Origin of the sequence: Burkholderia sp. Bp9143, from assembly GCF_003853645.1 — a bacterium.
Lineage (GTDB): Bacteria > Pseudomonadota > Gammaproteobacteria > Burkholderiales > Burkholderiaceae > Burkholderia.
Genome location: NZ_QTPO01000014.1, coordinates 129,100 through 147,130 on the forward strand (window position 1 = coordinate 129,100; position 18,031 = coordinate 147,130).

Sequence of the window (18,031 nt, forward strand, 5' to 3'; positions counted from 1 at the left end):
GCGAAAGCGCGCCGGCCGTTTTTTCTGTAGCATCGTTGTGCCGCGCAGCAGCGCCGGCAAGGCGCCCGTGCCGCGCACGGGGGCACCACCCGATTCCGATCCTGGAGCGACCATCATGAAAGCCATCGAAATCACCGAATTTGGCGCCCCCGACGTGCTGAAGCTCGCGGAGCGTCCGCGCCCCGAACCGAAGCGCGGCGAAGTGCTGATCAAGGTGGCGGCTTCCGGCGTGAACCGGCCCGACGTATTCCAGCGCAAGGGCGCGTATGCGCCGCCGCCGGGTGCGTCGGATCTGCCTGGCCTCGAGGTCGCGGGCGAGATCGTCGGTGGCGACCTGTCGGATGCGGCGCTGAACCCGTTCGGCCTGAAGCTGGGCGATCGCGTTTGCGCGCTGCTCGCGGGCGGTGGCTACGCCGAGTACGCGGTCGCACCGCTGCCGCAATGCCTGCCGGTGCCCGACGGGCTGACCGACATCGAGGCCGCATCGCTGCCTGAAACGTTCTTCACGGTATGGAGCAACGTGTTCGACCGTGCGCTGCTCGGTGCGGGCGAGGGCGGCGAGCAGGAAACGCTGCTCGTGCAGGGCGGCTCGAGCGGGATCGGCGTGACGGCGATCCAGATCGCGCACGCGCTTGGTTTTCGCGTGTTCGCGACGGCAGGGAATGCCGACAAATGCCGCGCATGCGAGGCGCTCGGCGCCGAGCGTGCGATCAACTACAAGACCGAGGACTTCGTCGAGGTCGTCAAGTCGCTGACGCACGATCGCGGCGTCGACGTGATCCTCGACATGGTCGCGGGCTCGTACGTGCCGCGCGAACTGTCCGCGCTCGCGGATGGCGGCCGCCTCGTGCTGATCGCGCTGCTCGGCGGCGCGAAGGCCGAGGTCAACCTGAGCGAAATCCTGCGCCGCCGGCTGACGGTGACGGGCTCGACGCTGCGTCCGCGTCCGGTCGAGTTCAAGGCGCGCATCGCCGCACAGCTGAAGGCGCGCGTCTGGCCGCTGCTCGCGGACCGCCGCATCAAGCCCGTGATCTATCGCGTGCTGCCGGCCGGCGAGGCCGCGCAGGCGCATGCGCTGATGGAAAGCGGCGAACACATCGGCAAGATCGTCCTCGATTGGGGTACGACCGCCTGACGGTCCATGCGGCCGGACTTGACATGCGCGGTTTGACCGGTTCAAGCCACGCGCAGTAAAATCGCGGGTTTGCTTCGCCAGATCCAACCTGACGGCCGGTTTCCGGTGCGTTAATGACAAGATAGTGACGAGACAGACACGATGTCGAAACAACGAACAAAGCGAGTGATCGGCAACTGGAAGATGCACGGCCGGCTGGCCGGCAACCAGGCATTGCTGAACGAAGTGGTGCAGGGCGCGGGCGCGGTGGCGGCTGAGACGTCGATCGGCGTGTGCGTGCCGTTCCCGTATCTCGCGCAGGTTCAGGCGCAGCTCGCCGGCGGCCGTGTCGTGTTCGGCGCGCAGGACGTGTCCGCGCACGAGCAAGGCGCGTTCACCGGTGAAGTGGCGGCCGCGATGGTGGCGGAGTTCGGCGCGCAGTATGCGATCGTCGGTCACTCGGAGCGTCGCGCGTATCACGGCGAGCGCAACGAAACCGTCGCCGCGAAGACGCAGCGCGCGCTCGCGGCAGGCCTCACGCCTGTCGTGTGCGTCGGTGAAACGCTCGACGAGCGCGAAGCGGGCGCGACCGAGCAGGTGGTCGGTGCGCAGCTCGACGCCGTGCTCGCGGTGCTGACGGCTGAAGAAGCGGTGCGCATCGTCGTCGCGTACGAGCCGGTCTGGGCGATCGGCACGGGCAAGAGCGCGACGTCGGCGCAGGCGCAGGACGTGCACGCATTCCTGCGTGCGCGTCTCGCGGCGAAGGGTGCGGCGGACGTATCGGTGCTGTACGGCGGCAGCGTGAAGCCGGACAACGCGGAAGAGCTGTTCGCGCAGCCGGACATCGACGGCGGCCTGATCGGCGGCGCGTCGCTGAAGGCGGAAGATTTCCTGGCGATCTGCCGGGCTGCACGTTGAGCGGTCCGGGATCGAATTGAACCATGATGGCGGCCGGTCGGTCCGGTCGCCTGATCCAATCGGGTGGGTGTGATGCTGTTATTCAAGACGTTGATTATTGTCGTGCAGGTGCTGTCCGCACTTGGTGTGATCGGGCTCGTGTTGCTGCAGCACGGCAAGGGTGCCGACATGGGCGCTGCATTCGGTAGCGGTGCGTCGGGCAGCCTGTTCGGCGCGACGGGCTCCGCGAACTTCCTGTCGCGCACGACGGGCATTCTCGCGACGATCTTCTTCGTCGCGACGCTCGCGCTGACGTACCTCGGTTCGTACAAGTCGACGCCGTCGGCAGGCGTGCTCGGCGCGGCGGCGACCGCGCCGGCATCGGCGCCTGCCGCGTCGGCGCCGGCCGTCGCGGCGTCCGCTGCCGCGGGTTCGGCCGCGAGCGCGCCGGGCCAGGACGTCCCGAAATAAAAAGTTCAAATTTTTGCGTTTGTGCGTTGAACAAATTTGGAACTCGGGTTAGAATTTAATTCTTGAAGCGATTCGCGGGAAACAAGCAGTACAACCCGAGTTGCATGCAGTGCCGACGTGGTGAAATTGGTAGACACGCTATCTTGAGGGGGTAGTGGCGAAAGCTGTGCGAGTTCGAGTCTCGCCGTCGGCACCAAAGTTGCTCAATGCCAGCCGCTTCTAGTGGCTGGCATTTTTCATTTGTGGGGTGTGCCTTGCGGTTGTCTTGTGATCGCATGCACTCCGAAATGATTCCTTCCGCCGGAAGTGGTATTCTCCGGACGCTCAGAACCAACCGATAGAGGATTGCCTTGAACCTCGCAGCCTATTACCCCGTCTTGTTGTTCCTCCTCGTGGGCACTGGTTTAGGTATAGCGCTGGTCAGCATCGGCAAGCTCCTTGGTCCCAACAAGCCGGACGTCGAGAAGAACGCACCGTACGAGTGCGGCTTCGAAGCCTTTGAAGACGCCCGGATGAAATTCGACGTCCGGTACTACCTCGTCGCCATCCTGTTCATCATCTTCGATCTCGAAACCGCATTCCTGTTTCCGTGGGGCGTCGCGCTCCGGGACATCGGCTGGCCGGGTTTCATCGCAATGATGATTTTTCTGCTCGAATTCCTGCTGGGCTTTGCCTATATCTGGAAGAAAGGCGGCCTCGACTGGGAGTGATGGGTTAATCGCCGGTTTGCATGGGTGGCCACGCTGGGCCGCTCGTCTGGAGTGGAAAGCAAATGAGTATCGAAGGGGTCTTGAAGGAAGGGTTTGTCACCACGACGGCTGACAAGCTGATCAACTGGACGCGTACAGGCTCGCTGTGGCCGATGACGTTCGGGCTCGCGTGTTGCGCCGTCGAGATGATGCATGCGGGCGCGGCCCGTTATGACCTGGACCGGTTCGGGGTCGTGTTCCGTCCGAGCCCGCGTCAGTCGGATGTGATGATCGTCGCCGGCACGCTGTGCAACAAGATGGCGCCCGCACTGCGCCGCGTGTACGACCAGATGGCCGAGCCGCGCTGGGTGATCTCGATGGGGTCGTGCGCGAACGGTGGCGGCTACTACCACTACTCGTACTCGGTGGTCCGCGGTTGCGACCGGATCGTGCCGGTCGATGTCTACGTGCCGGGCTGTCCGCCCACGGCCGAGGCGCTGGTCTACGGTGTGATCCAGCTTCAGGCGAAGATCCGCCGCACCAACACCATCGCCCGTCAATAAAGCCCCGAGCGTCCCCTCAATATGGCAAGCAAAATCGAGACCCTCAAGGCAAACCTCGAAGCCGCGCTCGGCGCGCGCGTGGTGAGCCTCACCGAAGCGATCGGTGAACTGACGCTCGTCGTGAAGGCGAGCGATTACCTCGAAGTCGCAAAGATGCTGCGCGACGATCCGAAGCTCCGTTTCGAGCAACTGATCGACCTGTGCGGCGTCGACTATCAGACCTACGGCGACGGCGCCTACGACGGCCCGCGTTTCGCGGCCGTGTCGCAGCTGCTGTCGGTCACGAACAACTGGCGCCTGCGCCTGCGTGTGTTCGCGCCGGACGACGATCTGCCGATCGTGGCATCGCTCGTCGACATCTGGACCTCCGCAAACTGGTACGAGCGCGAAGCGTTCGACCTGTACGGCCTCGTGTTCGAGGGTCACCCCGACCTGCGCCGCATCCTCACCGACTACGGCTTCATCGGCCACCCGTTCCGCAAGGACTTCCCGGTGTCGGGCTATGTCGAAATGCGTTACGACCCGGAAGAGAAGCGGGTCGTCTACCAGCCGGTGACGATCGAGCCGCGCGAAATCACGCCGCGCGTGATCCGCGAGGATCGCTATGGCGGTCTGAAACATTAAGGGGGCGTCATGGCAGAAATCAAGAACTACACCCTCAACTTCGGCCCGCAGCACCCGGCAGCGCACGGCGTGCTGCGCCTGGTGCTCGAGCTCGACGGCGAAGTCATCCAGCGCGCCGATCCGCACATCGGCCTGCTGCACCGCGCGACTGAAAAGCTCGCGGAAAGCAAGACCTTCATCCAGTCCGTGCCGTACATGGACCGTCTCGACTACGTGTCGATGATGGTCAACGAGCATGGCTACGTGCTCGCGATCGAGCGTCTGCTCGGCATCGACGTGCCGGAGCGTGCGCAGTACATCCGCGTGCTGTTCGACGAGATCACGCGCGTGCTGAACCACCTGATGTGGATCGGCGCGCACGCGCTCGACGTCGGCGCGATGGCCGTGTTCCTGTACGCGTTCCGCGAGCGCGAAGACCTGATGGACGTGTACGAAGCGGTGTCCGGTGCCCGGATGCACGCGGCGTATTACCGTCCGGGCGGCGTCTATCGCGACCTGCCTGACGCAATGCCGCAATACAAGGCGTCGAAGATTCGCAACGAGAAGGCGCTCGCGAAGATGAACGAAGCGCGCAGCGGCTCGGTGCTCGACTTCATCGACGACTTCTTCACGCGCTTCCCGAAGTGCGTCGACGAATACGAAACGCTGCTGACCGACAACCGGATCTGGAAACAGCGTCTGGTCGGGATCGGCGTCGTCAGCCCGGAACGTGCGCTGCAGATGGGCCTGACGGGCCCGATGCTGCGCGGCTCGGGCATCGCGTGGGACCTGCGCAAGAAGCAGCCGTACGAAGTGTACGACCGCATGGATTTCGACGTGCCGGTCGGCGTGAACGGCGATTGCTACGACCGCTATCTGGTGCGCGTCGAGGAAATGCGCCAGTCGGTCCGTATCGCGAAACAGTGTATTGAGTGGCTCCGCAAGAATCCGGGCCCGGTGATGACCGACAATCACAAGGTTGCGCCGCCGTCGCGCGTCGGCATGAAGACCAACATGGAAGACTTGATTCACCACTTCAAGCTCTTCACTGAAGGTTTTCACGTGCCGGAAGGCGAAGCGTACGCGGCAGTCGAGCATCCGAAGGGCGAATTCGGCATCTACCTCGTGTCGGATGGTGCCAACAAACCGTATCGCCTCAAGATTCGCGCACCGGGCTTCGCGCATCTCGCGTCGCTCGACGAAATGGCGCGCGGTCACATGATTGCCGACGCCGTCACGATCATCGGTACGCAGGACATCGTGTTCGGCGAAATCGATCGCTAATGGTTGCGCCGCCCGCGCGAGCCGGCGGCGAGCAGTCAGTCACACGCGATGCGCGCTGAACCGGCGCGGCTTCGCAAGCTGTCAACAGTGAGCGCCAGGTCTGCCGTCCATGCACAGCAGTGCGGCAGGTTGTTCGTTCGGTAGGAATTGAAAGAGTCGTGTCTGAAAATGATCTCAGCTGAAGGCCTGAAGGAAATCGATCGAGCGTTGACGAAGTATCCCGCCGATCAGAAACAGTCCGCCGTGATGTCGGCGTTGGCCGTCGCTCAGGAAGAGCACGGCTGGCTGTCGCCCGAACTGATGCAGTTCGTCGCGGACTATCTCGGCATGCCGGCCGTCGCCGTGCAGGAAGTCGCGACGTTCTACACGATGTACGAGCTCAAACCGGTCGGCAAGCACAAGATCACGCTCTGCACGAACCTGCCGTGCCAGCTTGGCCCGCACGGCGGCGCGGAAGCGACTGCCGACTACCTGAAACAGAAGCTGGGCATCGGCTTCGGCGAGACCACGCCCGACGGCAAGTTCACGCTGAAGGAAGGCGAATGCATGGGCTCGTGCGGCGATGCACCGGTGCTGCTGGTGAACAATCACAGAATGTGCAGCTTCATGAGCCGCGAGAAGATCGACCAGCTGCTTGAGGAGCTCTCGAAATGACGTCCCTCCACGACCGTCACATCAAACCGCTGATCCTCGCTGGTCTGAACGGCGAGAACTGGCATCTCGAAGACTACGTTGCGCGCGGCGGCTACAAGCAGCTGCGCCGCATTCTCGAAGAAAAGATTTCGCCGGAGCAGGTGATCGCCGACGTGAAGGCGTCGGGCCTGCGTGGCCGTGGCGGTGCGGGCTTCCCGACCGGCCTGAAGTGGAGCTTCATGCCGCGCCAGTTCCCGGGGCAGAAGTACCTCGTCTGCAACTCGGACGAAGGCGAGCCGGGCACGTTCAAGGATCGCGACATCCTGCGCTGGAACCCGCATGCGCTGATCGAAGGCATGGCCATCGGCGCGTACGCGATGGGCATCACCGTCGGCTACAACTACATCCACGGCGAAATCTTCGAAGTGTATCGACGCTTCGAGGCCGCGCTCGATGAAGCGCGCGCCGCGGGTTTCCTCGGCGACAACATCATGGGCTCGGAATTCTCGTTCCAGCTGCACGCGCACCACGGTTACGGCGCGTACATCTGCGGCGAGGAAACGGCGCTGCTCGAGTCGCTCGAAGGCAAGAAGGGCCAGCCGCGCTTCAAGCCGCCGTTCCCGGCGAGCTTCGGCGTGTACGGCAAGCCGACCACGATCAACAACACCGAGACGTTCGCCGCGGTGCCGTTCCTGCTGTCCATCGGACCGCAGAATTACCTCGAGATCGGCAAGCCGAACAACGGCGGCACGAAGATCTTCTCGGTGTCGGGTGACGTCGAGCGTCCGGGCAACTATGAAGTGCCGCTCGGCACGCCGTTCGCGACGCTGATGGAACTCGCCGGCGGGATGCGAGGCGGTCGCAAGATCAAGGCAGTGATCCCGGGCGGTTCGTCGGCACCGGTGATCCCGGGCGACATCATGATGCAGACCGATCTCGATTACGACTCGATCGCGAAGGCGGGCTCGATGCTCGGCTCCGGAGCGGTGATCGTGATGGACGAGACGCGCTGCATGGTGCGTTCGCTGCTGCGCCTGTCGTACTTCTACTACGAGGAGTCGTGCGGCCAGTGCACGCCGTGCCGTGAAGGCACCGGCTGGCTGTATCGCGTCGTGAATCGTATCGAGCACGGCGAAGGCCGCCAGGAAGATCTGGACCTGCTGAACTCGGTTGCCGAGAACATCATGGGCCGCACGATCTGCGCACTCGGCGATGCGGCGGCGATGCCGGTACGCGGGATGCTCAAGCATTACTGGGACGAATTCGCGTACCACGTCGAGCACAAGCACTGCATGGTCGGCGGCCACGCACACGCGGCGGCAGCCTGAAGCGAAGCACCGGTTGCGGAATTTGAGCGCACGGTCGGGCGAAGGCGCGAACGGGCGGAAATAGGTTAAGGACCATTCACCATCATGGTTGAACTTGAAATAGACGGCAAGAAGGTCGAGGTGCCCGAAGGCAGCATGGTGATCCAGGCTGCGCACAAGGCGGATACGTACATTCCTCACTTCTGCTATCACAAGAAACTGTCGGTCGCGGCCAACTGCCGGATGTGTCTCGTCGAAGTCGAGAAGATGCCGAAGGCCGTGCCGGCCTGCGCGACGCCCGTGTCGGCCGGCATGATCGTGCGCACGCAGTCCGACAAGGCCGTGAAGGCGCAGCAGTCGGTGATGGAATTCCTCCTCATCAACCACCCGCTCGACTGCCCGATCTGCGATCAGGGCGGCGAATGCCAGCTGCAGGATCTGGCCGTCGGCTACGGCAAGTCGTCGTCGCGCTACTCGGAAGAGAAGCGCGTGGTGTTCCACAAGAACGTGGGCCCGCTGATCTCGATGGAAGAAATGTCGCGCTGCATCCACTGCACGCGCTGCGTCCGCTTTGGCCAGGAAATCGCCGGCGTGATGGAGCTCGGCATGCTGGGTCGTGGCGAGCACTCGGAAATCACGACGTTCGTCGGCAAGACGGTCGACTCCGAACTGTCGGGCAACATGATCGACCTGTGCCCGGTCGGCGCGCTGACCAGCAAGCCGTTCCGCTACAGCGCCCGTACGTGGGAACTGTCGCGCCGCAAGTCGGTGAGCCCGCACGATTCCGTCGGCGCGAACCTCGTCGTGCAGGTGAAGAACAACCGCGTGATGCGCGTGCTGCCGTTCGAGAACGAAGCGATCAACGAGTGCTGGATCTCGGACAAGGATCGTTTCTCGTACGAAGGTCTGAACAGCGAAGAGCGCCTGACGAAGCCGATGCTGAAGCAGGGCGGCCAGTGGATCGAAACCGACTGGCAGACCGCGCTCGAATACGTCGCGAAGGGCCTGAAGGGCATCGCCGCGGATCACGGCGCGAACGCGCTGGCGATGCTCGCGAGCGCGCACAGCACCGCTGAAGAGCTGTTCCTCGTGAAGCAGCTCGCCAGCGAACTGAAGACGCCGAACGTCGACTTCCGTCTGCGTCAGCAGGATTTCTCGGCGCCGGTCCAGGGCGCACCGTGGCTCGGCATGCCGATCGCCGACCTGTCGAACGTGGATGCCGCGTTCGTCGTCGGTTCGTTCCTGCGCCGCGACCACCCGCTGTTCGCCGCACGCCTGCGTCAGGCCGCGAAGAACGGCGCGAAGCTGCACTTCCTGCACGCGACCGCTGACGACTCGCTGATCCCGACCGCGAAGCGCATCGTCGCCGCGCCGTCGGCATGGCTCGACGAGCTGGCCGGCGTTGCCGCAGCCGTCGCGCAACTGCGCGGCGTCGCACTGCCGGACACACTCGCGGGCGTCACGGCATCGCCGGCCGCGCAAGCGGTCGCCCAGTCGCTCGCGAACGGCGAGCGCCGCGCGGTGCTGCTCGGCAACGCAGCCGTCCGTCACCCGCAATTCGCGAAGCTGCACGCCGTCGCACAGTGGATCGCCGACAACACCGGCGCCACGTTCGGCTTCCTGACGGAAGCGGCGAACACGGTTGGTGCGCACGTCGTCGGCGCACTGCCGGGCGAAGGCGGCCTGAACGCTCGCGAAGCGTTCGCGCAGCCGCGCAAGGGCTACGTGCTGCTGAACGTCGAACCGGAATTCGACACGGCCGATCCGGCCCAGGCGCTTGCCGCGCTGAACCAGGCCGAAATGGTCGTCGTGATGTCACCGTTCAAGCACGGCCTCGATTACGCCGACGTGCTGCTGCCGATCGCGCCGTTCACGGAAACGGCCGGTACGTACGTGAACGCGGAAGGCTCGGTGCAGAGCTTCAACGGCGTCGTGCGTCCGCTCGGCGACACGCGTCCGGCGTGGAAGGTGCTGCGCGTGCTCGGCAGCCTGCTCGGCCTGCCGAACTTCGAATACGAAACGGCGGAAGAAGTGCGCCTAGCGGCCCTCGGCGACGCAGGCGTCGCGAACCGTCTGTCGAACCAGGCGTCGGTCGCACCGGCTCGCGTCGCGGCAACTGCCGCGAACGGCGGTTTCGAGCGCCTCGCCGATGTGCCGATCTATCATGCCGACGCACTCGTGCGCCGCGCAGGTGCGCTGCACCTGACGGCCGCCGCGAAGGTGGCGAACGCCGCGGCCCTGCCGGCCGCGCTGTTCGACAAGCTGGGCTTGAAGGAAGGCGACGCGGTGCGCGTGCGCCAGGGCGAGCGTGCGGTGCAGTTGCCAGCCGTGCGCGACGCGAATCTTGCGGAGACGGTCGTTCGCGTGTCGGCGGCAACGCCTGCCGGCGCAGCGCTCGGCAGCCTGTCCGGTGAACTGGTGGTGGAGAAGGCGTAAATGAGCTTGTTCGATACGATCAACGCGGGCGGCGCCCAGCTTCTCGGCATCGCATGGCCGACGGTGTGGGCAATCGTGCGCATCCTCGTCGTCTCCGTCGTCATCCTGCTGTGCGTCGCGTACCTGATTCTGTGGGAGCGCAAGCTGATCGGCTGGATGCACGTGCGTCTCGGCCCGAACCGCGTCGGCCCCGGCGGCCTGCTGCAGCCGATCGCCGACGTGCTGAAGCTGCTGCTGAAGGAAGTCATTCAGCCGAGCGCCGCCAGCCGCTGGCTGTACCTGATCGCGCCGGTCATGACCGTCGTGCCGGCGTTCGCCGTGTGGGCGGTGATTCCGTTCCAGGCCCAGGCCGTGCTCGCGAACATCAACGCGGGCCTGCTGTACGCGATGGCGATCTCGTCGATCGGCGTGTATGCGGTGATCCTCGCGGGCTGGGCGTCGAACTCGAAGTACGCATTCCTCGGTGCGATGCGTGCCGCGGCGCAGATGGTCTCGTACGAAATCTCGATGGGCTTCGCGCTGGTGCTCGTGCTGATGACGGCCGGCAGCCTGAACATGTCGGAAATCGTCAATTCGCAGCAGCATGGCTTCTTCGCGGGCCACGGCGTGAACTTCCTGTCGTGGAACTGGCTGCCGCTCCTGCCGGCGTTCGTCGTCTACTTCATCTCGGGCATCGCCGAAACGAACCGTCACCCGTTCGACGTGGTGGAAGGGGAGTCGGAAATCGTTGCCGGTCACATGATCGATTACTCGGGCATGGCGTTCGCGCTGTTCTTCCTCGCCGAGTACATCAACATGATCGTGATCTCGGCGCTGGCCGCGACGCTGTTCCTCGGCGGCTGGGATGCGCCGTTCGAATTCCTGTCGTTCATTCCGGGCATCTTCTGGCTGGTGCTGAAGATATTCGCGCTGCTGTCGGTGTTCATCTGGGTGCGCGCGACGTTCCCGCGCTACCGTTACGACCAGATCATGCGTCTGGGCTGGAAGGTGTTCCTGCCCGTCACGGTGATCTGGGTGGTCGTGGTCGGCTTCTGGATGATGTCGCCGCTCAACATCTGGGTGAAGTAAAGATCGGACGAAATCATGACGGCAATCCAACACTTCTTTAAGACCTTCTTCCTGACGGAGCTGCTGAAGGGGCTCGCGCTGACCGGTCGTTACACGTTCCGGCGCAAGTTCACCGTGCAGTTCCCGGAAGAGAAGACCCCGATCTCGCCGCGCTTCCGCGGGCTGCACGCGCTGCGCCGCTATGAAAACGGCGAAGAGCGCTGCATCGCGTGCAAGCTCTGCGAGGCCGTGTGCCCCGCCATGGCGATCACGATCGAATCGGAAACGCGCGCGGACAACACGCGCCGCACGACGCGCTACGACATCGACCTGACGAAGTGCATCTTCTGCGGTTTCTGCGAAGAAAGCTGCCCGGTCGATTCGATCGTTGAGACGCAGATTCTCGAGTACCACGGCGAAAAGCGCGGCGACCTGTATTTCACGAAGGAAATGCTGCTCGCGGTGGGCGATCGCTACGAGAAGGACATCGCAGCGGCGAAGGCTGCCGACGCGCCGTATCGTTGATTGTGTTTGCAGTGCCGGCCCGGCATGAACGGGCCGAGCCGCCGCGACGGGTGCGGCACGCGAGAGCGTCCCGCAAGCCGCGCCTGACTATGGCCTAACGATGAACCGGTAATCATGGAATTCACGACCGTACTGTTCTACATCTTCGCGCTGCTCCTGGTGGTATCAGGGCTGAAGGTGATCACTTCGCGCAACCCGGTGGCGTCTGCGCTTTTCCTTGTGCTGGCGTTCTTCAACGCCGCCGCGATCTGGATGCTGCTGGAAGCGGAGTTCCTCGCGATCCTGCTGGTGCTGGTGTACGTGGGCGCCGTGATGGTGCTGTTCCTGTTCGTCGTGATGATGCTGGACATCAACATCGATTACCTGCGCCGCGACTTCAAGCGCTTCGTGCCGATGGCAACGGTCGTCGGCGCGATCATCGTGGTCGAGACCGCGCTGATCCTGTGGCGCGGCTACGGCGACACGCACACGGTCCACGCCATGGCGACGGGCGCGATGGCCGGCTGGTCGAACACGCGACTGATCGGCAAGGTGATCTACACCGACTACATCTTCGCGTTTGAAATTGCCGGCCTGGTGCTGCTGGTCGCGATCATCGCGGCGATCGGGCTGACCGAGCGCAAGGGCAAGGACAGCAAGCGCCAGCGCGTGTCGGATCAGGTCAAGGTGCGTCGCGACGACCGCGTGCGCCTCGTGAAGATGGAAGCGGAAAAGCCGCAGCCGGAAACGGCGCAGAGCGAAGCCGGTACGAGCACCAACGGCTAAGCGGAGGAAAAGAAAATCATGCTGACTCTTGCTCATTACCTCGTGCTCGGCGCGATCCTCTTTGCGATCGCGATCGTCGGGATCTTCCTGAACCGCCGCAACATCATCATCATCCTGATGGCGATCGAACTGATGCTGCTGGCGGTGAACACCAACTTCGTCGCGTTCTCGCACTACCTCGGCGACGTGCACGGCCAGATCTTCGTGTTCTTCGTGCTGACCGTCGCCGCAGCGGAAGCCGCGATCGGTCTCGCGATTCTGGTGACCCTGTTCCGCAAGCTCGACACGATCAATGTCGAGGATCTCGATCAGCTCAAAGGTTAATTTCAGGCAACGCTGTTATGTCAACGACACTCAATGAAAACCTGCTGCTGGCGATTCCGCTCGCTCCGCTGGCCGGCTCGCTGATTGCGGGGCTGTTCGGGAACGCAGTCGGGCGCAAGGGCGCACACCGGATCACGATCCTCGGCGTATTGATCGCGTTCCTCCTGTCGGCGAAAGTCTTCCTCGACGTGATGGGCGGCGCGAGCTTCAACGCGACCATCTACGAATGGATGCGGGTCGGCTCGCTGAAGCTCGAAGTCGGCTTCCTCGTCGATTCGATGACCGCGATGATGATGGTCGTCGTGACCTTCGTCTCGCTGATGGTGCACATCTACACGATCGGCTACATGTCGGAGGAAGACGGCTACCAGCGCTTCTTCTCGTACATCTCGCTGTTCACGTTCTCGATGCTGATGCTCGTGATGAGCAACAACTTCCTGCAGCTGTTCTTCGGCTGGGAAGCTGTGGGTCTGGTGTCGTACCTGCTGATCGGCTTCTACTTCACGCGTGAGAGCGCGATCTACGCGAACATGAAGGCGTTCCTCGTGAACCGCGTGGGCGACTTCGGCTTCCTGCTCGGCATCGGCCTGCTGCTCGCGTTCGCCGGCTCGATGAACTACGGCGAAGTGTTCGCGAAGCGCGCGGAGCTCGCGAGCCTGCACTTCCCGGGCACCGACTGGGGCCTGCTGACCGTCGCCTGTATCTGCCTGTTCATCGGCGCGATGGGTAAGTCGGCACAGTTCCCGCTGCACGTGTGGCTGCCGGACTCGATGGAAGGCCCGACCCCGATCTCGGCGCTGATTCACGCGGCGACGATGGTGACGGCCGGCATCTTCATGGTGTCGCGCATGTCGCCGCTGTTCGAGCTGTCGGACACCGCGCTGTCGTTCGTCACGGTGATCGGCGCGATCACGGCGCTGTTCATGGGCTTCCTCGGCATCATCCAGAACGACATCAAGCGCGTGGTCGCGTATTCGACGCTGTCGCAGCTCGGCTACATGACGGTCGCGCTCGGCGTGTCCGCGTACCCGGTCGCGTTGTTCCACCTGATGACACACGCGTTCTTCAAGGCGCTGCTGTTCCTCGGCGCGGGCTCGGTGATCATCGGCATGCACCACGACCAGGACATCCGCAACATGGGCGGCCTGCGCAAGTACATGCCGATTACGTGGATCACGTCGCTGATTGGCTCGCTCGCGCTGATCGGCACGCCGTTCTTCTCGGGCTTCTACTCGAAGGATTCGATCATCGAGGCCGTGAAGGAATCGCATCTCGCGGGTTCGGGCTTCGCATACTTCGCAGTGGTTGCGAGCGTGTTCGTGACGGCGCTGTACTCGTTCCGCATGTACTTCCTCGTGTTCCACGGCGAAGAGCGCTTCCGTCACCCGAAGCATCCTGAATCGCCGATGGGCATGGCGGCCGCGCACGGTCACGACGATCACGGCCACGGCCATGGTCACGACGACCACGCGCACGAACCGCACGAGACCCCGTGGGTCGTGTGGCTGCCGCTCGTGCTGCTCGCCATTCCGTCGGTCATCGTCGGTGCGATCGCGATCGGGCCGATGCTGTACGGCAGCTTCTTCGAACACGGCGTGGCATTCGACAAGGTGATCTTCATCGGCGAAAACCACCCGGGCCTCGAAGAGCTGGGCAAGGAATTCCATGGCTGGGCCGCGATGGCGCTGCACTCGCTGACGACGCTGCCGTTGTGGCTCGCGATCGCCGGCGTCGTCGTCGCATGGTTCCTGTACCTGAAGCGTCCGGAGCTGCCGGCGTCGATCCGCCGCGCGTTCGGCCCGATCTACACGCTGCTGGACAACAAGTACTACATGGACAAGATCAACGAGGTGGTGTTTGCCAAGGGCTCGGTCGCGATCGGCCGCGGCCTGTGGAAAGAGGGCGATGTCGTGGTGATCGACGGTCTCGTCAACGGCAGCGCCCGGTTCATCGGCTGGTTTGCCGGCGTGATCCGCTTCCTCCAATCCGGTTACATCTATCACTACGCGTTCGCCATGATCATCGGCATGCTGGGGCTCCTGACCCTGTTTGTAACGCTCGGCGGCAAATAAGGCGAGGGGACAAGAACAATGCACGCTTTTCCGATTCTGAGTACCGCGATCTGGTTGCCGATCGTTTTCGGCCTCCTCGTGCTCGCGGTGGGTAACGACAAAAATCCGGGGCCTGCCCGCTGGCTCGCGCTGATCGGCTCGCTGCTCGGTCTCGCCGTGACGATTCCGCTCGTCACCGGCTTCGATGCGAGCACGGCCGCGCTGCAGTTCGTCGAGCAGTCGACCTGGATCGAGCGCTTCAACATCTCGTATCACCTCGGCGTCGACGGCATCTCGATGTGGTTCGTCGTGCTGACCGCGCTCATCACCGTGATCGTCGTGATCGCGGGCTGGGAGGTGATCACCGAGCACGTGTCGCAGTACCTTGCGGCCTTCCTGATCCTGTCCGGGATCATGATCGGCGTGTTCTCGGCGGCCGACGGCCTGCTGTTCTACGTGTTCTTTGAGGCGACCCTGATCCCGATGTACATCATCATCGGCGTGTGGGGCGGCCCGAACCGCGTGTATGCGGCATTCAAGTTCTTCCTGTACACGCTGGCCGGCTCGCTGCTGATGCTGGTCGCGCTGATCTACCTGTACACGCAGACGCATTCGTTCGACCTCGCGACGTGGCAGAACGCCAAGATCGCGATGACGCCGCAGATCCTGCTGTTCATTGCATTCTTCCTCGCATTCGCGGTGAAGGTGCCGATGTGGCCGGTGCACACCTGGCTGCCGGACGCGCACGTGGAAGCGCCGACGGGCGGCTCGGTCGTGCTGGCGGCGATCATGCTGAAGCTCGGCGCGTACGGTTTCCTGCGCTTCTCGCTGCCGATCACGCCCGACGCAAGCCACTTCCTGGCACCGGTCGTGATCACGCTGTCGCTGATCGCGGTGATCTACATCGGCCTCGTCGCGATGGTGCAGTCCGACATGAAGAAGCTGGTCGCGTATTCGTCCATCGCGCACATGGGCTTCGTGACGCTCGGCTTCTTCATCTTCAACCAGCTCGGCGTCGAAGGCGCGATCATCCAGATGATCTCGCACGGCTTCGTGTCGGGCGCGATGTTCCTGTGCATCGGCGTGCTGTACGACCGCGTGCACTCGCGCCAGATCGCCGATTACGGTGGCGTCGTGAACGTGATGCCGAAGTTCGCGGCATTCGCGATGCTGTTCTCGATGGCCAACTGCGGCCTGCCGGGTACCTCGGGTTTCGTCGGCGAGTTCATGGTGATTCTCGCGGCCGTCCAGTACAACTTCTGGATCGCATTTGGCGCGGCATTCACGCTGATCCTCGGCGCGGCCTACACGCTGTGGATGTACAAGCGCGTGTACTTCGGCGCGGTGGCGAACGATCACGTTGCCAAGCTGAAGGACATCGGCCGTCGCGAATTCGTGATGCTGGCAGTGCTCGCCGCGTTCACGATGCTGATGGGCCTGTATCCGAAGCCTTTCACCGACGTGATGCACGTTTCCGTGGAAAACCTCCTCTCCCATGTCGCGCAGTCGAAGCTGCCGCTGGCCCAGTAATCGCGAGCGGAGGAAATCAAGATCATGAACGCTCCTATGAATGTCCTGTTGCCTGACGCGCTGGTGATGGTCGCCATCGTCGTCGCATGGCTGAACGACACCTTTACCGGTGCAGCCGGCCGCCGCCTGACCTATCTGATCGCGGTGGTTTCGTCGGTCGTCGCCGGCGTGTGGTTCGCCGTGCAGGCGCTGGATCCGCAGCAGTACTACTTCTTCTCGCGGATGGTCGTCGTCGACTCGTTCGCGAGCATGATGAAGGCCGTCGTGTCGATCGGCTTCGCGGTCTCGCTCGTCTATTCGCGCAAGTACCTCGAAGACCGCGACATGTTCCGCGGCGACGTGTTCCTGCTGGGCATGTTCTCGCTGCTCGGTCAGCTGGTGATGGTGTCGGGCAACAACTTCCTGACGCTGTACCTCGGCCTCGAACTGATGTCGCTGTCGCTGTACGCGGTCATCGCGCTGCGCCGCGATGCCCCGCAGTCGAGTGAAGCCGCGATGAAGTACTACGTGCTGGGCGCGCTCGCGTCGGGTTTCGTGCTGTACGGTATCTCGATGCTCTATGGCGCGACCGGCTCGCTCGAGCTGGGCGAGGTGTACAAGGCGGTCGGCGGCAATACCGATGCGGCCGTGCTGATGTTCGGCGTGGTCTTCATCGTCGCCGGTATCGCGTTCAAGCTCGGCGCCGTGCCGTTCCACATGTGGGTGCCGGACGTCTACCAGGGCGCACCGACCGCGATGACGCTGTTCGTCGGCGGCGGCCCGAAGGTTGCCGCGTTCGCGTGGGGTCTGCGCTTCCTGGTGATGGGCCTGCTGCCGCTCGCACAGAACTGGCAGACCGCGCTCGTGATCCTCGCCGCGCTGTCGCTGATCGTCGGCAACATCACCGGTATCGTCCAGCGCAACATCAAGCGGATGCTCGCGTACTCGGCGATCTCGAACATGGGCTTCGTGCTGCTCGGCTTGCTCGCCGGCATCGTGAAGGGCGACGCGACCGCACCGGCGAACGCGTACAGCTCGGCGATGTTCTACGCGATCGTCTACCTGATCACGACGCTCGGCTCGTTCGGCGTGGTGATGCTGCTCGCACGCCGCGATTTCGAAGCGGAAACGATCGACGACTTCAAGGGCCTCAACAAGCGCAGCCCGGTGTTCGCGTTCGTGATGATGGTCATGATGTTCTCGCTGGCCGGTATCCCGCCGACTGTCGGCTTCTATGCGAAGCTCGCGGTGCTCGAGGCGACCGTCAACGCGGGTCTCACGTGGCTGGCCGTGCTGGCCGTGATCACGTCGCTGTTCGGCGCGTTCTACTACCTGCGCATCGTCAAGCTGATGTACTTCGATGCACCGCAGGATACTGCTCCGGTCACGGGCGATTTCTGCAAGCGCACGATCCTCGTGCTGAACGGCCTCGCGGTCGTCGTGCTCGGGCTGATCCCGAGCCCGCTGCTGACGGCCTGCCTGCAGGCGATCCGTCACACGCTGCCGCTGTAATGTCGGCAGCTGGCTGGTTCATCGTGCTGTTGGCGCTCATATGCGCCAACCTGCCGTTCCTGAACCAACGCCTCTTCGCCGTCGTGCCGATCGGCGCGACGAAGAAGAACGCGTGGGTTCGGATCGGCGAGCTGATCGTGCTGTATTTCGTCGTCGGCGCGCTCGGCTTCTGGCTCGAGTCGCGCGCCGGCAACCGCTTCGAACAGGGCTGGCAGTTTTACGCGATCACGTTCAGTCTCTTTGTCGTGTTCGCGTTTCCCGGCTTCACGTTCCAGTATCTCGTCAAACGACGCTGACGGCT

At 63.6% G+C, this 18,031-nt stretch carries 18 protein-coding genes and 1 tRNA gene; all 19 read left to right on the top strand.

Annotated features, from left to right (window positions below; genetic code table 11):
- Positions 1–115: 115 nt before the first annotated feature.
- The 19 genes from DIE23_RS13280 to DIE23_RS13370 all read left to right on the top strand — a co-directional run bounded on the left by DIE23_RS13280 (position 116) and on the right by DIE23_RS13370 (position 18,026).
- Positions 116–1,135, top strand: a complete 1,020-nt coding sequence (locus tag DIE23_RS13280; RefSeq protein ID WP_124612536.1) for an NAD(P)H-quinone oxidoreductase — start codon at positions 116–118, stop codon at positions 1,133–1,135.
- Positions 1,136–1,276: 141 nt separating this feature from the next.
- Complete coding sequence (tpiA, locus tag DIE23_RS13285) at positions 1,277–2,032, top strand: triose-phosphate isomerase (RefSeq protein WP_124612537.1); 756 nt, start codon at positions 1,277–1,279, stop codon at positions 2,030–2,032.
- A 72-nt stretch (positions 2,033–2,104) separates the two neighbouring features.
- Positions 2,105–2,482, top strand: a complete 378-nt coding sequence (gene secG / locus DIE23_RS13290) for a preprotein translocase subunit SecG (RefSeq protein WP_047898610.1) — start codon at positions 2,105–2,107, stop codon at positions 2,480–2,482.
- A 111-nt stretch (positions 2,483–2,593) separates the two neighbouring features.
- A tRNA-Leu gene (locus DIE23_RS13295) sits at positions 2,594–2,678 on the top strand.
- A gap of 154 nt (positions 2,679–2,832) precedes the next feature.
- Positions 2,833–3,192, top strand: coding sequence for an NADH-quinone oxidoreductase subunit A (locus tag DIE23_RS13300; protein ID WP_006398798.1), 360 nt, complete (start codon positions 2,833–2,835; stop codon positions 3,190–3,192).
- A 62-nt stretch (positions 3,193–3,254) separates the two neighbouring features.
- Entirely contained in the window at positions 3,255–3,734 is a 480-nt protein-coding gene (locus tag DIE23_RS13305; RefSeq protein WP_006398799.1) for an NADH-quinone oxidoreductase subunit B family protein, read from the top strand.
- A gap of 21 nt (positions 3,735–3,755) precedes the next feature.
- Complete coding sequence (locus DIE23_RS13310; protein ID WP_059502607.1) at positions 3,756–4,358, top strand: NADH-quinone oxidoreductase subunit C; 603 nt, start codon at positions 3,756–3,758, stop codon at positions 4,356–4,358.
- A gap of 9 nt (positions 4,359–4,367) precedes the next feature.
- Positions 4,368–5,621 carry an NADH-quinone oxidoreductase subunit D gene (locus tag DIE23_RS13315; protein ID WP_044844663.1) on the top strand — a complete coding sequence of 418 codons (1,254 nt, stop codon included), beginning with the start codon at positions 4,368–4,370 and terminating at the stop codon, positions 5,619–5,621.
- A gap of 168 nt (positions 5,622–5,789) precedes the next feature.
- Complete coding sequence (nuoE, locus tag DIE23_RS13320; RefSeq protein WP_006478266.1) at positions 5,790–6,275, top strand: NADH-quinone oxidoreductase subunit NuoE; 486 nt, start codon at positions 5,790–5,792, stop codon at positions 6,273–6,275.
- Entirely contained in the window at positions 6,272–7,582 is a 1,311-nt protein-coding gene (gene nuoF, locus DIE23_RS13325) for an NADH-quinone oxidoreductase subunit NuoF (RefSeq protein ID WP_124612538.1), read from the top strand. The genes nuoE and nuoF overlap by 4 nt, the downstream gene beginning before the upstream one ends.
- Before the next feature lie 84 nt (positions 7,583–7,666).
- The gene (gene nuoG / locus DIE23_RS13330; protein WP_124612539.1) at positions 7,667–9,997 is read left to right on the top strand and encodes an NADH-quinone oxidoreductase subunit NuoG; all 2,331 of its coding nucleotides are present in this window, start codon (positions 7,667–7,669) and stop codon (positions 9,995–9,997) included.
- Positions 9,998–11,065, top strand: coding sequence for an NADH-quinone oxidoreductase subunit NuoH (nuoH, locus tag DIE23_RS13335; RefSeq protein WP_124612540.1), 1,068 nt, complete (start codon positions 9,998–10,000; stop codon positions 11,063–11,065).
- 15 nt (positions 11,066–11,080) lie between these two features.
- Positions 11,081–11,569, top strand: coding sequence for an NADH-quinone oxidoreductase subunit NuoI (gene nuoI, locus DIE23_RS13340; RefSeq protein WP_011885529.1), 489 nt, complete (start codon positions 11,081–11,083; stop codon positions 11,567–11,569).
- A 114-nt stretch (positions 11,570–11,683) separates the two neighbouring features.
- Positions 11,684–12,334 (top strand): NADH-quinone oxidoreductase subunit J, encoded by a 651-nt coding sequence (locus DIE23_RS13345; RefSeq protein WP_124612541.1) that lies wholly within the window; start codon positions 11,684–11,686, stop codon positions 12,332–12,334.
- Between the two features lie 18 nt (positions 12,335–12,352).
- Entirely contained in the window at positions 12,353–12,658 is a 306-nt protein-coding gene (gene nuoK, locus DIE23_RS13350) for an NADH-quinone oxidoreductase subunit NuoK (protein WP_004185739.1), read from the top strand.
- Between the two features lie 17 nt (positions 12,659–12,675).
- Positions 12,676–14,730, top strand: coding sequence for an NADH-quinone oxidoreductase subunit L (gene nuoL, locus DIE23_RS13355; protein ID WP_124612542.1), 2,055 nt, complete (start codon positions 12,676–12,678; stop codon positions 14,728–14,730).
- Between the two features lie 18 nt (positions 14,731–14,748).
- Complete coding sequence (locus DIE23_RS13360; RefSeq protein ID WP_124612543.1) at positions 14,749–16,239, top strand: NADH-quinone oxidoreductase subunit M; 1,491 nt, start codon at positions 14,749–14,751, stop codon at positions 16,237–16,239.
- A gap of 36 nt (positions 16,240–16,275) precedes the next feature.
- On the top strand, positions 16,276–17,730 hold the full coding sequence (gene nuoN, locus DIE23_RS13365; protein WP_185646441.1) for an NADH-quinone oxidoreductase subunit NuoN: 1,455 nt from the start codon (positions 16,276–16,278) through the stop codon (positions 17,728–17,730).
- A complete protein-coding gene (locus DIE23_RS13370) occupies positions 17,730–18,026 on the top strand; it encodes a DUF2818 family protein (protein ID WP_124612545.1) in 297 nt (98 codons plus the stop codon). Before nuoN ends, DIE23_RS13370 begins: the two co-directional genes overlap by 1 nt.
- Positions 18,027–18,031: the final 5 nt, after the last annotated feature.